At 67.5% G+C, this 16,229-nt stretch carries 9 protein-coding genes; all 9 read right to left on the reverse strand.

The genetic code is table 11. The annotated features are described in order from the left end of the window. Positions 1-112: 112 nt before the first annotated feature. Positions 113-931, reverse strand: coding sequence for an ESX secretion-associated protein EspG (locus tag ACGFNJ_RS23075; RefSeq protein ID WP_393451630.1), 819 nt, complete (start codon positions 929-931; stop codon positions 113-115). Then, positions 928-2,829 carry a hypothetical protein gene (locus ACGFNJ_RS23080; protein WP_393451633.1) on the reverse strand — a complete coding sequence of 634 codons (1,902 nt, stop codon included), beginning with the start codon at positions 2,827-2,829 and terminating at the stop codon, positions 928-930. The genes ACGFNJ_RS23075 and ACGFNJ_RS23080 overlap by 4 nt, the downstream gene beginning before the upstream one ends. A 157-nt stretch (positions 2,830-2,986) precedes the next feature. After that, a complete protein-coding gene (locus ACGFNJ_RS23085; RefSeq protein WP_393451636.1) occupies positions 2,987-3,964 on the reverse strand; it encodes an alpha/beta hydrolase in 978 nt (325 codons plus the stop codon). A 106-nt stretch (positions 3,965-4,070) separates the two neighbouring features. Continuing rightward, entirely contained in the window at positions 4,071-4,367 is a 297-nt protein-coding gene (locus ACGFNJ_RS23090) for a hypothetical protein (RefSeq protein WP_393451639.1), read from the reverse strand. 39 nt (positions 4,368-4,406) lie between these two features. Further along, the gene (locus ACGFNJ_RS23095) at positions 4,407-14,018 is read right to left on the reverse strand and encodes a hypothetical protein (protein ID WP_393451642.1); all 9,612 of its coding nucleotides are present in this window, start codon (positions 14,016-14,018) and stop codon (positions 4,407-4,409) included. A 14-nt stretch (positions 14,019-14,032) separates the two neighbouring features. After that, positions 14,033-14,542: a YbaB/EbfC family nucleoid-associated protein gene (locus ACGFNJ_RS23100; protein WP_393451644.1), complete on the reverse strand. Its 510-nt coding sequence runs from the start codon at positions 14,540-14,542 to the stop codon at positions 14,033-14,035. A gap of 19 nt (positions 14,543-14,561) precedes the next feature. Beyond that, positions 14,562-14,879: a hypothetical protein gene (locus ACGFNJ_RS23105; protein ID WP_393451647.1), complete on the reverse strand. Its 318-nt coding sequence runs from the start codon at positions 14,877-14,879 to the stop codon at positions 14,562-14,564. Positions 14,880-15,023: 144 nt separating this feature from the next. After that, positions 15,024-15,509 carry a YbaB/EbfC family nucleoid-associated protein gene (locus ACGFNJ_RS23110; RefSeq protein WP_393451650.1) on the reverse strand — a complete coding sequence of 162 codons (486 nt, stop codon included), beginning with the start codon at positions 15,507-15,509 and terminating at the stop codon, positions 15,024-15,026. Between the two features lie 245 nt (positions 15,510-15,754). Further along, entirely contained in the window at positions 15,755-16,207 is a 453-nt protein-coding gene (locus ACGFNJ_RS23115; protein WP_393451653.1) for a YbaB/EbfC family nucleoid-associated protein, read from the reverse strand. Positions 16,208-16,229 lie beyond the last annotated feature (22 nt).

Consider the following 16,229-nt stretch of genomic DNA (forward strand, 5'->3'; position numbering starts at 1 on the left):
GACGCCCAAGCTGTCTTACCGCCCCATACTCGCATAGCGAACCCCCACACGATCACTGAACAAAAATGCGACAAAGTCCCCGCGGCCCGCCCTTTGTTTCGGGTGCAAGGGCCTACCACCGTCCCCGCTGCGGCAGCCGGTCCGGCTCCCAGTGGGTATCCATTCGCTCCAGGATCCGCTCGATGGCCTCGTCGACCATGTCGCGCAGCCGATCCGGGCCGACGCCCATGGCCACCGGCGCGCTGTCGACCTTGATCACGTACCGACCGTCGCCCGGGAGATCACGCCACATCAGGATCTCCTGCATGATGCCGCGCGGGCCGAACTTGGACCGTCCTTGATGAATGGTGATGGCACCGGTACTCGTCGCGGGGATGTCCAGAAACCGCTGGCTCCGCTCGACCGACGTGTCCTTGGTGTTGTCCAGGGCCACCGATCCGGGATGCTGGTACTCGCCGCCGTCGTCATTCCTGTTGATCACGATGGGAATGTTGCGCAGCCTGCCCGCTTTCGCCGACTGTGGCAGCGCGGCGAGCACCGCATCGCTGATGCCGTGCGGACCACAGTCGGTGATGATGAAACCGCCACTGTGCCAGATTGTTTCACCAGGCAGCTGGGTCATCAGATAGCCGCGCGAACCCGCTCGGACCGCGCGCACCCTGGTCCGCTTCTCCGGGTTGTCCATGTCCTGCTCGTTCCAGCCGTAGCCGATCACCGAGACCTCCGGCCGCAGGAACGTCTCCAGCACCTCATGGAATGACGAATCCAGGGTGCGCCGCAACCGATCCCACGCTTGGAACGCCTGGCGCTCGTAGTCGTCGAGCCGCCTGGCCCGGGAGGTGTACATGAACGGCGCGGGGAGGTGCGTGTTCGCATAACGCTCCCAGAGCGCGTCGAACTCGTCGTCGGTGAACGTCCAGGTCTGGGTCACGTCTCGGTCACCGGGCGATCCGATTCCGGTGGCTCGGCGTCGAGCAGGCCGAGCTCGGGCAGGCTCGACTCGGGTAAGCCGAGTTGGTCCGCCAGTGCGCGGGCGACCTCAGCGGAACTCGGCAACACACCGGACCTCGATCCCGCCGCTATCGGCGAGCTGCCGTCGCCGACTGCCGGAATGCCCTGCGCGCCTTCACTTCCCATGGCAGTGGGGAGGCCGGCGGCCCACGGAACGTGCGGCTCACCGACCCCTGAGACGAAAGGCGCGGCCAGCGTTTGCGGTAGGCCGGAAAGACCGGGCAGTGACGGAAGTTCCACTCGGGGAAAGAGTCTCAGCAGCGGATCGGCGTCCGCTTCCTTGTGTTTCCCGTCCTTGTCCTTCTCGTCCTTGTCTTTGCCGTCCTTGTCCTTCTCGTCTTTGTCCTTGTCGTCCTTATCTTTATCGTCTTTGTCTTTGTCGTCGGCGTCACCCGGCTTGCCGTCGTGGTCGCCGGGGTGCTGAGCGTCAGGCCCGTGTTGCTGTTGCGCGGCCATGGCGGCGACGTCGGCGGCATGCATCTGCGCGACCGCCTGCACCGCAGCCTGGATCCCGGTGCCTATGCCCTGCACACCTGCCGACAGCGCCTGGGTGAGCGGACCGATCATGTCCATGCCGCTGGCTGCGGCAGCGGGTTGAGTCTGTGGTTTGCCGTCGGGATCCGGCTTCTGTTGCTGTTTGACTTCCTCCGCCAAACGGTCGGTGTCAGGCAGCTTCTGGTTTGCCGCCTGAACGCCGGGTGGTCCACCCGGCTGAGCACCAGGTCCCGGCTGAGCACCAGGTCCCGGCTGAGCACCAGGTCCCGGCTGAGCACCAGGCCCCGGCTGAGCACCAGGCCCCGGCTGAGCACCAGGTCCCGGCTGAGCACCAGGTCCGGGCCCTGGCTGCCCCGCGGGTTTGGCCGTCGGATCGAAATTCGGATCCGGCAAGACCGGAAAGGTCGATGCGGTGTCGGTCATGCCGCGCGCGTAGGTATCCCGGTACTTGTCGCGGTATTCGTTGAGCTCGCTCTCCGACAATCCCGCGTACGACATCGGCATCGCGAACGCGGTCGCGGTCAGCCACTGCGAGGTGTAGTTCAGATAGGCGCCGACCACCTGCATGCGCATGGCCAATTGCTGGACCACGGTCCCGTACCGGTTCACCACGGCGACCGCCTTGTCCGCCGCAGGGCTGCGCCACTGCTCGGCGGTGACGGCCGCGAGATGTTGGTCGAGCTTGCCTGCCTCCACGACGAGGCGCTCCGCCAACGTCTTCCAGACCGCACCGGCCCGGAACGCCGCGTCGAACCTGCACTCGTTGTGCAACCTGACCAGATCGGGACCCATCATGCTCTTCGGGGCTTCCAACCCGACGTCGATCACCTCGCTGTCCCGAATCGAGGCGGGAACCGTCGGCTTCTCCGCGGGCATATTGATCGTCAGGGTCTTGAGGTAGTTCGGCGCGCTGTATTTGAGGTCGACGGCGGGTGGCGAGGTGTCGACGTTACCGAGCCGCGGGATCAGGTCCTTGAACTTCGTCTTGGAATCGGCGTCTTGGTTCGCGTAGGCCAGACCGGCGGCCTTGAACAGATCGGCAAGGTCGGTCAGCGCCGTAATATGTTGACCGAGCTTGGTATTCAGATCGTGCGCCTTCTTCTTGAACGCCTCCGTCAGCTGCAAACCGCTGCCGAGCGGAGACAGGCGATCCATCGTCTCGATGTGCTCGACGTTGACGACCTGCTGATAGCCCTTCAATTCGCCGATCATGGCGACGCAGGCCTTCGCACACCCCTCGGCGACACCGGTATCAACCTTGACGAGATCACCATCGGCCTTTTGCTGCGCGCGCAGCTCTGACCACGGCGAGTTGTTGCCCATCTCGAACGCTCCTCCTGACGTTCCCCACCCGCGTTAGGTCACCACCTCGCATGATGCACACCACCGAGTGACGCCTACGAGGATTGAACCGAACCAGCGCGCATCACGCAATCCTCCAGCGCTGTGGGCATTTTGCCCAGGAAAATTAACTGCTTCTTTAGGCGGTGCGCGGATCGCGAGCGGTGGAGCGGGATTCGACGGCGGCGACGAACTGTTCGACGGCAGTGAGAGCGGCACGGGACTCCGGCAGCAGGCGATGGCCCACCTGGAAGACATGGAACATGCCTGGCCACAGCTGGACCTCGCAGCGGCCCCCCGCCGCGCGCTGGGCCGCGCCGAATCGTTCGGCGTCGGCGCTGAGCATTTCCGCGCCGCCTGCCTGCAGCAGCATCGGCGGCAGGTCGGCGCCGACACCGTTCAGCACGTCGAGCCGCGGATCGTCGAAATGCGCTGTCCCGGTGTAGAGCCCGGTCATCTTGCTGGCCAGGCCGAGCGACATGAACGAATCCCACACGTCGGTAAGGCGTTCGGCGGCCAACGACCAGGTCGCGTCGACCAGTGGGGAGAATGCGACGATCGCAGCGGGCTGCGGAAGGCTGAGCGCGCGCAGCTGGATGGCGAGCCCGAGCGTCATGTGGCCGCCCGCCGAATCACCCATCAGCACAATGTCTTCCGCGGCATGCCCCTGCTCGAGCAGCCACAGGTAGCCGTTCAGCACGTCGTCATGAGCGGCCGGAAACCGGTGCTCCGGGGCCAGCCGGTAGTCCAGGGAGAACGCGGGCCTGCCCAGCCTGCGCACCAGCTCGGAAACCAGGCCGCGATGCGTCGCGGGACTGCAGCCGACGTAACCGCTGCCGTGCAGGTAGTAGATGATCGGGGTGCCTGGTCGCGGCGGTTCGCCGACCCACTCGCCGACCGTCCGGCCGCGCGGTCCCGGCTCGTCGACGCTCCGGTGCGGCAGCTTGTTGTCGAACCAGATGTGGCAAGAAACGGCCAAGCCGAGACGGGCGGCGGCCACGCCGAGCCGATTCTGCGGCAACACCGAGCCGAGCGGTCGCAGTGTCGCGTTCAACGCGAGAATCGCGACCCGGCTGGGCACGGACACGTCGGCAAAGCCGCGATCACCTTTGATCATCCCACCATTGAACCCAGACAAACTGGGCGCTAGCAAGAGCAAGCAGCCGAATTCGTCAGATAGCACAGGCGCTAGCGGCCATCGTTGGCATGCTGCCGACCGTGCGTCAGGAGGTGGCGTTTCGCTCCGCGCGACGACGGTTGATCTCGGCGATCCGGCGTTCGGTTGCCGCCTCGGCGGCGGCGGCGTTCGAGCCGTCCAGCTGGCCGGCGAAGGCGCGGCGGGCCGCGGTGATCAGCTCGTCAGGCACCTCGGGGTAGGCGCGGGCGATCGCAAGCAAGGCGTTCTCGGTGTCCGTGTCCACCCCGCTCTCGGTGAACAGGCCGGACCCACTCGACACCGAGGTGAGCAGCTCCTCGAAGTTGCTCCGCAGCTCATCGTCGGTGGGGAAATCCTCGCGCATCGATACCTCCTCGATTCCTCGTCATTGTCCGTGTGCCCGTCATCCGGCAAAGATCCGGGTACGGCGATCCCGGTCGGCGAGCACGTCGCGAATCAGCAGGCCGAGGTCGATATCGGGCATGACGGACCGGTAGCGCACATCGCAGACCACGGTGCCCGCCACGGTCAGCAGGAACCGCGTCATCCGGTCGTCGGACCGCTGCCACTCAGCACCGACGTGCGGTGCGTCCAGGTCGATCACCTGGTCGCCTGCCCGCACCATGAGCCGCGCACCTTCTCGGTAGAACACGACCGGCAACTCCCCCAGCTCGCCGTAGACGCCGCCCAGAGTGCCGATGCCCACCGCGAGACCGCGCAGCATCCCGGTCGCCGGATCGAAGTCGGCGAACTCGCTGAAGCTCGAATGCGACCGCACCACAATGCTTGTGCCGCCGGCATGCCCGTTCCCTGCCGCACCGCCGAAGCCGTTGCCGTGCGCCGATGCCCGCGGGAATGCGCGCGATCGCCGCGCCGGGCCGGGCGGCGGCACCATGGGTGGAATCGGCGGCGGTATCGGCGGGGCGGGGCTCCCGTTCTGCCGGGGGTTTGCGGATCCTGTTGCGGGACTTGCTGACCCGTCCTTGTCGGCGTCGGGCGAACCCGAGCCGTCCGGCAGGTGTGGCGAACCTGGCGGGCGCTGCGTGTCGGGCGGAGGTGGAAGGTCAGGGCGCTCCGGCTTTTCGGGCTCGGGTGGAGCCGGGCAGTCCGGCGGTGCCGGAAGCTCGGGCGGCTCCGGTACCGGTAGGTCCGGGAGTTCCGGCGGCTCAGGAGGTTCTGGTAGATCCGGAAGCTCCGGCAACCCAGGAACTTCCGGTAGATCCGGAAGCTCCGGCAACCCAGGAAGTTCCGGAAGCTCCGGCAACTCAGGAGGATTAGGTGGATACGGAAGCCGAGGGGGCTTCGGCAGCTGCGGCGGCGCCGGCAGGTGCGGCGGCGGAGTCACCGGCGGTGAGGTCACCGGCGGCTGAGGTGGCTGAGGTGGGGTCACCGGAGGCTGGGGTGGGGTCGGTGGTTGCGGTGGCACCGGAGGTTGTGGGACTACCGGCGGGAAGAGCTGGATGTCCGGCAGATCGAAGTCGTAGTCGTGCGGCAGATGCGGGATATGCGAACGCCAAATCGGCCGCTGCCCAGCGGTGCCCGGCCCATCGTCACCCTCGGTCGATCGCGAGTCCGGCGGGTCCTGCGCGCCGTCGTCATCGGTACGGTGCTGCGGCTCCTGCGCATCGTCGCCCTGCTGCCGCGTCGCATTGTCGGGCGCCTTTTGCGTAGTCTCGCCATCGTCGCCGGCAGTACCGTCTGGCGGGCCCTGCTCGTCATCACCGGGCTTCGTGGCGCTCGACGACTTCTGTGTGGTCTCGCCATCCTCACCCGGCAGGCTGTCCGGCGGATTCTGCTCGTCGCTGTTTCGGTGGGGAGGTGCGTGGCCTTCGGTGTCGCCCGAACCAGGCTGGCCGGGCGCAGGTTTCGGCTTCGCCCCGACACCACCGGAGCCATCGTCTTCGGTGCCATCGGTAGTGCCGGATTCGGAGTCTTCCCGATCGGACCCACCGGATTCCTGTCGATGACCGGTCGACTCACCCGGTTGCGTCGGCGGCCAGACCCGGACATCGCCTTCCTGGCCCGTATTCTGTTGCCGCACAGGTGGTACCGCGTCATCGACTAACTGCCATGCCGCATCGATCCGCTGCTGCATCACACGCTGCGCTTCGGCGTACCGCGCATCGCTGGCGCGCTGCACCTCGTCGAACCGGGCTGTGGCCTGCCGCAGCGACTCCGCGTTTCGCTCCTCGATCCGCTGCTGCAGCTCGTCGAAATCCGCCTCGGTCCGCTGCCGCGCCTCTTGGTAGGCCACGTCACTGTCACCAAGCGGCGCAACGGTATCGGCGTCCAGCTGACGCCAAGCCGCCGCGATCTGCTGATCCAACGCTCGCTGGGCCTCCGCGTAGCGCTCATCGCTCGCTCGCTGCACCGCATCGAAGCCGGCCTCGACCTGCTGTCGTCCAGCCTCGTCCCGCTCCGCGATCCGCCGTTGCAGCGCATCGAAATCGGCGTCTGTGCGTTGCTGGGCGGTGTCGTGCTGCTCGGCGATGCGGCGGCGCACCGCGTCGAAATCGGCCTCGGTGCGCTCCGCGGACTGCCATGCTTCGATGACCCGGCGCTGGATCGCCTCCCCCGCCTGGTCGTAGCGCTCATCCAGCCGGCGCTGCAAGTCATCGAACAGAGCGTCGATGTCCTGCAGCGAATCTCGATGCTGCTCGGCGTTGCGGCGTTGCAGCGCCGCGAAGTCGGCGTCGATCCGCTGCTGCGACTGCACCAGTTGCCGGATCGGGTCGGTGCGTTCGACGGTGCCGTCGGTGATCGCCCGTGGTTCGGTTGGGCGGATGCCTGCGCCATCGGGGCCGAAGTCGGTGCGGACGTGCGTGATTCGGCCGTCCGGAGTGTAGGTGATCTCGACGTGGCTCACCACGATGTCCGGCCTGGCCAGAATCGGGGCGAGCTCAGGGTGTGCGGCGGCGAGCTCGGCGCGCACGTCGCCAGGGGTATGCCAGCCGACAACGACGATGCGCGGCGGATCCGCGTCGACCACGCCGATCCGATCGCTGACGCCGAGGGTGTGCGCGCCCGCCTCGGCGAGGGCCTCGCGTTCCATGGCGCGCGCCACCATGTCGTCCAGGAACGCGACCTTAGTCTCGGCTCGGTTGTAGGCGGTAGCCGCTTCTTCGAGCACAGCGACCCTGGCCTGATACTCCGCCATTTCGTTGCCCCCCGGCGTTTGCCGGACGGTCTTGGTCGCCAACGACTCGATGGTGCCGTCGAGCGCGTCCTCGGTCAGCCCTGCCTCGTCGACGGGCAGTCCGCGCATCGCGGCCTGCCGCGCCTCCCTGGCGAGCTCCAGTTGCCGTACTGCGTCGGCATTCTCGGCGGCCAGCCGATCGGTCAGCTGCCGCGCGGCATCGACGTCGTCACCGGTGTGCCGCGGCGGCGCCTGTCCGGCTCGTGGATCCGGCGACTGCTGCGTCGTGTCGCCGGGCGGCAGCTGCCTGCCCCCGCTGTCCGAGTCGGGCGCATCGGGCCGCGGCCGGGGCGTGGCGAGCGGCGGATCGTCGGGTGGCCGCGTTCCGGGGTCGTCTCGGCGCGCAGGCTGTGCGGCGTCCATGGCGGCGGCTCGATCGGTGAGCTCGATCATGCGGTCGAGATCCGCACCGCGCCTGCTGACTTCGTCGCGCAGCGTCGCCTGCACGTCGGCCAACTGGGCGGGCGTGAGACGTTCCTTCTTGTCGATCTTGCCGTCGCGGTAGACCTCGTACACCTTCGCCCACCGCGTGGCGTCGGCGTCGGTCAGATCGACACCGACGGTCCTGGCCCAGTCCCGGCTCGCACCACGGTCATCGGGGTCAGGATCTCGGTCGTGCGCGGCAAGCAGTCCCTCGCCGTCCAGCGCGTCGGTGAGCGCGTCCACATCGCCGACCACCTCGAGCAGATGGTCGATTGCCTTGTCGTGCACCGGGAATTCGATATCGACGACGCGCGGATCGACCGCTTTGTCGCCACGGGTGACCGCATCGAACGGATCGAGTTCGTTGATGGTCCGGTAGTACTCGGCCAGCGCGTCGGCCAGGTTCTCCCGCTCGCGCGGCCTGCGCGCCAGCTTGCCGATCGCCTGCGCCAACTTCTTCGGATCGATCGCGTTGGTGTTGGGCACCCGATGCGCGAGATCCGACGTGAACTTCAGTGGATACAGATCTTTCGGGAACCGCCCAGGCCGTTCGCCGACGCCGAGTCGCGCGGCAAGTCGATCCCGCGCGGCAAGCACCTTCTCGGCATCGGTGCCCTGCAACAGTTTTGCGTAGGCGACCATGTCCTCGACCGCCTGCAGCCGCCGCGCCTTACCGAGCTTCGGATCGATCAGCGCCTCGGCCACCCGCTGCGGTGTCATCGGTTCGTTCTCGATGCCGAGCCGGTGCGCAAGTTGCCAGCGCGCATCCTCGTGCGAGTGGTAGTCGTCGATATCCCATGCCGTGCGGGCATAGTCGATGACCGCCTCGATCTGGGCCGCCCGAATCGCGTTCTCGTGGCGCAGTTGCCGCAGCCGTTCCGGCGAATCCCGGTCACCGGGCGGGATGTCGAGGCGATCGCCGAGCTCTCGGCGCTGCGCATCGATTTCCTCGCGGGTCAACCGCTCCGGCGGCCTGACACCCGCCCCGTCGTGCTCGGTGTCGACGATCGCGCGCCACTGTCCGTCGTCGTCGCGCACCGTCGTCACCTTCAGCGTGCGCCCGTCGACCTCCTCGTGAATGTGGCGCACCTGCAACGGATCTGTCTCGCCGACGCGGACCGTCCCGTCGGGTTCGACGTGCGCGACGCGATGTACGACATCCACCAGCCCGGTGTTCACCGCCTCGGCAAGATCCGGATGGTTGGCCAGCGCATCGGCGAGCACCTGCTCGTGCTCGAGCCGCCCGTCGATCACCACCAGCCGCGGCCGCTGCCCCGGCTCGCCCGGAATCAGGCCGAGGCCGTCGACGTCCGGGAAGACGAAGCCGCCGTCGGACTCGATCGAGCCACGCAAGACCACGTCGGCGACGATCCCGGTGAGCTCGTCCACCGTGCTGTCGGCCCGCACAAAGCCGTCGACCTCCGCCCGGAAGTCCGCGAGATCGCCTGCGCTGTTGCGTATCTGGTGCAGCTGCTCGACCAGCGTCTCGGCGCCGTGCTCGCCGAGCGCCGCCAGGTCGACGCCGAGCAGCTGTGCCCACACCGCGCGCTCGTCCTTGAGTTGGTCACGGCGCAGCGCGTTCTCGAAGTAGATCGGGATGCCTTCGTCCCGGCCGGGCTGGTCGGAGTAGCTGAGATCGCCCCAGTCCCGACCCGGTTCGCCGCCGTTGTTCACACCCTCCCAGTCCAGGATCGTGGTGCCCTGATCGTTGGCGAGCAGCACCTCACGCAGGAAGCGGCTCATCGGGTCGGCGTCGAAGAAGTTGACGTGGTCGCCGTAGGGGATGCGCTGGTTCTCGAAGTTGTAGCGGCGCGCGGCATCCACCAGTCCGGCGAGCGCGCCGATCCGGCGAACCTGCTGATATTCCAGCACCCGCACCGCACGACGGAGATCCTCGACGGTGACCTTTTTCGGCAGGTCGATGCCGAGCTCACGGGCCTGGTCCCGCAGCGCCTCGGAAAGCTCCGCGCGGCGGTCGGCCGCGCCTGCCAGCTCGTTCATCAGCTCGCGGAAGACCCCGCTCGTATCCGGGTGCACGCGTGGCGGTTCCGGCGTTTCCGGCAGCATCGTCGACTCGTCGGACCGTGCTTCGGCCGCCGCCTTCTCCTTGGCGCGACGGTCCTCCTCGGCGGCCTCGCGCCGTAGGTCCTCCAGGTCGACCCCGAGTTCCTTGCGCACCAGCTCCGGATCGGCCTCGTCGAGCCAGTAGCGGTACTCCTCGCCGTCGCGCGTCTTGGGCACCGGGTAGTGCCCGGCCTGGTCCGGGATCCGACTGGTGAGGTGCTTGAGGAACGGGATGAGCTCCCGGTTCTTCCACATCGTCGCGCCCTCTTTGAGGATGCGCGCCGGACTGAATTTGGTCTGCAGCACGTCGCCGTGGTCGGTGTGTTTGATCAGCGGCACACCCGCCTCATGACCGAGCAACGACTGGCCTGCACTGTCCACGCCGGAACCCGACGGGTACTTCGGGACGAGACCCTCGTATCCGGCACGGATCAGATCCCACAGCTTGCGCAGACGCGACGGCTTGTCCGGCTTCGCCTCCGGCTCGGCAGGCTTCGTCGACGGCTCTTTCTCCGGCGCACTCTGATTCGGCTCCGGCTCGTTGGGCACCGGCTCGTGCTGCGGGCGGAGCTCGACCTCCCACCGCTTTTCGCCGACGGCGCGCAGCCAGAGCGGCACCTGCTCGCCATCGACGTCGAGGAAATGCGGCCTGGTTTCGCCCGGCTCGGCGAAGCGCGGGAGCGAACCAGGGTTCGGCCGCTGCTGCGGCTGACGTTGCGGCTGCGGCTCCGGTCCGCGCGCTTCGGGCTCGGTCCGGCCCGGATCCGGCTCGGGGGCAGGTGGTTTCGGTCGCGTGGTCGACTCGCCCTGTTGCTGCGATCCGTCGGTGGCTGCCGGGTCTGGTGGTGGGGTTGTCGGGTCGACGGGTTTCGACTCATCGCCGGGCCGCTTGGCGGCGGGGTGCTCGGAGTCGGGTGTGCCGCCTTCCTGCGGCGGACCTTCTGCATCGTGGTGCCGCGGGTTCGGTGCCTCGCGGTCTCCGGATTCGGTTCGTGGCAAGGGCTTTTCAGCGTGCGTGGTGCCGGGTTCCTCGGTCGGCGGCAGCCCGATGATGATGTCGTCGGGGCGCTGCGAGGATTCGGCGTCACCCGTGGATTCGCGCAGCAGCAGGTCGTAGAGCACGGTCGCCGGTTCGGAGGCCTTGCCCATGGTGCCATCGGGCCTGAGCTCACCGTGCCTGCCATTGAGCTGCACATCCAGGAACGCGTCAGCGAGCGCTTCTGGCAGGTTCAGATCGCCATGCTTGTGGTAGCTGTATCCGCTGAGCTCATTCTTCCAGACGCTGTAGTGATCGGGATCGACGTGGCCGCGCGTCGCCGCATAGTGCTGCAACAGCACGTCTTCGATCTGACTGCGGGCGCGCATGCCGCCCGCGAAGTCCAGCGCGTGACCGAGCTCGTGCAGGATCGTCGCGTACACCGGGCGAGCGGCAGCGCCCGGCGGCGAGTGGTGCTTGTTCTCGGCATTCAGCTTCGAGGCCGCCATCCGTTCCGGGTTGGTGGCGAAATCGGAGTTCAACGTGATCCGCTTCGTGAAATACGAGTAGATGTCGTTGGGGTCCACGTCGTAGTGCGCACGCGCGAAAACCGGTGCACCCGTGCGGCTGTTGGGCGCGAGAGGCTCGATATGCAGGCTGCGCAGGTCGATTTCCGGGTGCGCGGTGAGTATTTCGTCGATCGCCCGCGCGAACTCGCGCAATACGTCCACCGGCACATGCGGGTTGTCGAACCCGACGATCTCCTCGAACCCGTACTTCTGCTTCAGCTCCCGCTCGATGTCGGCCGCATCGCGGTGCGACCACTCGTCGTCGATCGGCGGCGCAGCATCCTCGTTCGGACGATCCGCCGGAACATCATGGTCGCCACCCGGCTCCCCCTCCATGGCGGCGGACCGGTCCTGGTCGGCGTGCGGGGGCGACTCGGTGTCGGGCCGGAACCTGTTGTCCCCCAACTCTGTTCGGGCCGTACCACGCGGGACCGGTGTACTCCCGCCGAGATCGCCGGTGTGCAGCGGAAACAACACCACGTTGTCCGCGAGCCCAGCAGGGTTCGCGGCGCCACGGCGGCGAACAGCCTGCCCATCCCCCGTCACCCGCACCGGTTCGTCACCGGCGCGAGCAGGTCGAGCCACGCTGCCATCAACCGTGGCACGGCGCTCGGGGGTTGCCACGCGGTGTTCGGGCGCGCCTGCGCGCGGCTCGGCACCCGCACGCGATTCCGCATCGCCCGGCCGCCGGGTGGTGGCGTCGGTGCGGGTAGCGGATGCTGGTGCGCTATTGCGTGTTTCGGCACCGCCACGGGTCTCTGCGCCGGTGCGTGTTTCGGAGGCGATGCGAGGCTCGGTCCCGGTCCGCGGCTCCCCGACGTGCGCCGTCGGGGTGGCCGCGTTGGTGTGCGGGGTCGCGGTCGGCGGGACCTCTGATGCCCCGGCGACGACATGGCGTGGGCCGATTCCGTCGGCGCCACCGACACGCGGCTGGTGATCGACGGTCGATCCGACGGAGGCAGTCTGATCGAGGCTGGTTGCGGGCAGCTGTGCCGACTGCACCGGCTTGCTGTGTGGCTGATCGCCGGAGAATGCTCCGTTGTCGTTGCCGTCGTGCACCGCGAGCGGATCTGCGTGGGGCACAGGGTTATCGGTGAGCGGCGTGCTACCTCCGCTATCGGGATGTGCTTGTTGTTCAGGACGCCCCGTCTCGGCGTGGACGGATGAGCCGTCGCCTGCCGTCGAGGCATCGTGCACGCTGGGTGCGGGTTCCGCGCGCACGCTCGCGTCGAGCCCGGCGATCGGGGTATGGGCTGGCTGCGCCGGTGCGCCCGCGCGATTCTCCGCGGTCGTGGCGTCGCCTGCGCGGGCCACGTCGTTCGTCCCCGGCGGGGGTTCACCGGCAACGCGCGCACCACTATCCGAGCCACCGTCGCCGGATGTCTGATGAACAGGCGTGTCATCACCGTGCGCCAGCACTTCGCCGGCGACCTTAACGTTGGTCGAATTATCGCCAGCACCATGACCATTCGAGGACAGGTCACCTGCAACGTGCGAATCACCCGCGTCGTCGACATGCGCCGACGCAGCACCCGCCACCCGGCCGTTGGTCGAATTGTCGGCCGCACCATGACCGTTCGACGCGGCGTTGGTGGGACGAACCCCTGTCGAACCATCGCCCGCGCCGCGCGCACCATTGCCGGTACCCAGGCTGGTCGATCCACTCGTGCCGGTGTTCGTGGTGTGCGGCGAGTTGTCGCTGCCGCCCTGCGGGTTACCGGCGGGCGAGTGCGCAGGCGGCGGACCACCGCCGGGACTTTCCGGCCCGCTCGGCCGATACCAGTCGGGATGCCGGTTCTGATAGAAATTGTCCGCCTTGGCGCGGTTCGCGCCCGACATGGCGCCGTTCGTCGCGCCCGCCGTCAACATCCGCCAGTCGAACTGGTCCTTGATGTTGAGACCGTCCCAGGCCTTGCCCCAATCCCATTTGCCGTCACCCTGATACGCGGCGATGGTGAGCTGCGCACCGATGCTGCCCGCGAAGCCGCCGATTGAACCCGCCGTGCCCGCGACTGTGCCGGTGATCGCCCCGCTCACCCAGGGCTTGATCGTCGGCCTGCCGTCCACGTCCACCGACCGGCCGAGCCGTTTCCCGAGCGCTTCACCGATCGGGCTGGCCACCCCGGCACCCGCGGCAGAGGCGATCGCGGTGATGCCGACCTGCTGCCAGTTGATGTCCTTCCGGTGCCCGGCTTCCTTCTGGTAGTACTGGATGCCGAGGTCCTGCCCCGTACCGATCACCGTGTCGATGGCGATGTGCCTGACCAGGAAGTTGGCCAGCTTCTTGCCGAGCACCTTCGACAGCAGCTGCACGATCCGATTCATCAGGCGCGCGGCGATCCATCGCACGGTGGCCCTGGTGCCGATGATGGCAAGCGCTTCGGTCGCGGGCGCCGTCGGCGGGAACAGCCAGGCGATCGCGATCTCCAACGCGAGCAACGCGATCGAGGTGATCACCATCAACTGCGCGTACTCGATCTCGGTGCCGACGCTCTCCGCCGACTCGGCCAAACTGTCGAAGTCCTTGGCCAGCAGCTCCAATGACTGGTCGCCGCTGCGATAGACGTCGAGATCGGCGAGCATCGCCTCGACACCGGCGCCCTGCGGATAAGCGCCGCGGGTCGCCTCCTTGGCGCTATCGATATCCGCCAGGATGGCGCGCAATTCCTTTGCGGCGGTGCGCCAGTCGCCCGCGACGCCGCGCATACCCTCCGCGTCGCCTTCCGGATACTCGGATCCGGCAACGACCTCGAGTAGCCATTGCAGGGCGCCTGGGATTTCAACCATCGATGGTTACCCGCTTACCAACTGGCTTGGGTGACTCCGCGGCGGCGATTCAAGGTGTGCGCCTCGACATTGCTGAATGCCGCAGCAGCACCGGCATTGTCGGCAGCGTCCTGGCGCTGCGCCGATCCCGGTGGCGCCAGCGGCACCTCGGGTTCGACCGGCTGGTCCCCCCGGAAATCCGGCATGCCTTCGATCAGATCCGACACCTTCGGCAGCCGCGCGCGCCGCTCCTGCAGCGGCGCCATCAACTCCTGCGCCTTGCGGCCGACCTCGGCGCAGGCCTGTTGCGCCGCCGCCGTCACCGCCTTCGCGATCTCGGGAAAGGTCAATTCCTCGATGCCGGGGCCGAACTTCGTGTCGATGATCGTGCCGTCGGCATTCACGGTCACGGTCACCCGCTTACGCACCGTGGCACTCGCGGTGAGCTCGGCGCGTGCCTGCTGGATCTGGGCGATCGAGCGGAACTGCCGCTGCACTTCCTCCCAGACGGAGGCGAGTTCGGCCTTGGCGTATTCGTTTGTCATGCGCTGGTCCGATCCAGGATCACCGGTAGTTTTGCGCGTTGCCGTGATCCATGGTCTTCAACATGCCAGCCGAGGTGACCTGGCCCTTTTCGAAGTTGTCGAAGCTGGTCGAGGCGTTGCGGACATTCTTGGTCGCATGCTCGCGCCCGATGCCGTAGCCGTTGTCACCGTCGAAGAACTGGTGACCGATCTTGTCGTCGCCCCACGGTCTGCCCCGGCCCGCCAGCGAGGCCTCCAACGTGGACAGCACGCTGTTGAGCCGATCGCGCACGTGTCCTGTCTTGTTCTGCGCGGCCTTGCGCAGCAGATCGGGATCATTTTCGACGTTCGGCGCCATGACTGTTCGCTCCTGTCGTGCCCTGCGGTCCCTCCGCACCCTCCACACCCGTGCCTTCGACACTGACAGCCGTTGGCGACGTGTTCGTAGCCCGAACATGAACGGACAGTGCCGCCGCAGTTACCACACAGCGCCCAACCGGTGTCACCAGCCGGAATCGGTGACGCCTGCCCCCCGTCGTCCCATGACCTCGGCGAACGGCTCGCCACCAGCGCCGAATTCACCGTTCTCGGCGGTGTCGATCGATCCGGGATCCCGCTCGCCGAGTCGATCTGTGAGATCCGGCATACCATCGACAAACTCGTGCAGTCTTGGCATGCGGGCACGCTGAACAAGCAAGGGCGCCATCAACTCTCGCGCTTGGCGTGCCGCATCCACCGCAGCCAGCTTCGCTGCCTCGGTCACCGCCTTCGCGATCTCGCGATAGTCGAGATCCACAATGTCGGCGCCGAATGTCGTGTCCAGGAGCGCACCGTCGACGTCGACAACCACGGTCACCCGTCGTCCGCGCACCGATGCCCGCCCGCGGATCCGCGCCCGCTCCCGCCGAATCCGCCCGACCAGGTCCAGCTGTTGCTCGAATTCGCCGAGCATCGCGGACATCTCGGCCTTCGCCCAATCGTTGGTCACATACCCTCCGTTGCGTTCCGGCGGTGGCGACCGGCCTTCTGGTCCCGACGATCGCATGCGAGGACGCCGCGAGCCAGCGCCAACATGCCGTATTTACGACGTCCTGATACCCCAGCGGGACAACGGCTCTCGGTGAGCATCGCAGCAGCGCTGCTCCGACTGCCGCACCGCCTGAACCCGCATTGACGCTCCCTTGACGCCTCGATCCGGTGTCCAAGGCAGAGCGTGGCACCATTCAGCCTCGGTCACCAATCTGGTTCGGCGACAACCGAACGCGGACGAGCGTTGTCGACCGAGCCGTCCGGCGCCGCGGCGGCCGGTGGCGTCAGCGGCGCGGGTGTCCCGAGTTCAGGGACACCCTCGACCAGCTCGGACAGCTTCGGCAGCCTGGCCTTCCGATCGAGGAGCGGCTCCCTGAGCTCCTGACCCTTGCGTTCGACATCGGCGGCCGCCGCCTGGACCGCCTCGGTCATCGCCGCGGCGATCTCGTCGAAGGTCAGATCGCCGATATCGTCGGCGAATCGAGTGTCGATCAGGACGCCGGTGGCGTTGACGGTCACGTGTATCCGCTTGTCACACACCGACGCGGTGCCGATGAGTTGCATGCGCTTCTTCTGCATCTCGGCGATGCCTGCCAGCTGGTCGTTGAGCGCATCCATCAGCATCGCGGCGTCCGCCTTCAGCCGCTCGTTCGTCATCGAAACCTCCGCCTGTCGTCCA

The organism is Nocardia sp. NPDC049149 (assembly GCF_043197455.1).
Taxonomy (GTDB): Bacteria; Actinomycetota; Actinomycetes; order Mycobacteriales; family Mycobacteriaceae; genus Nocardia.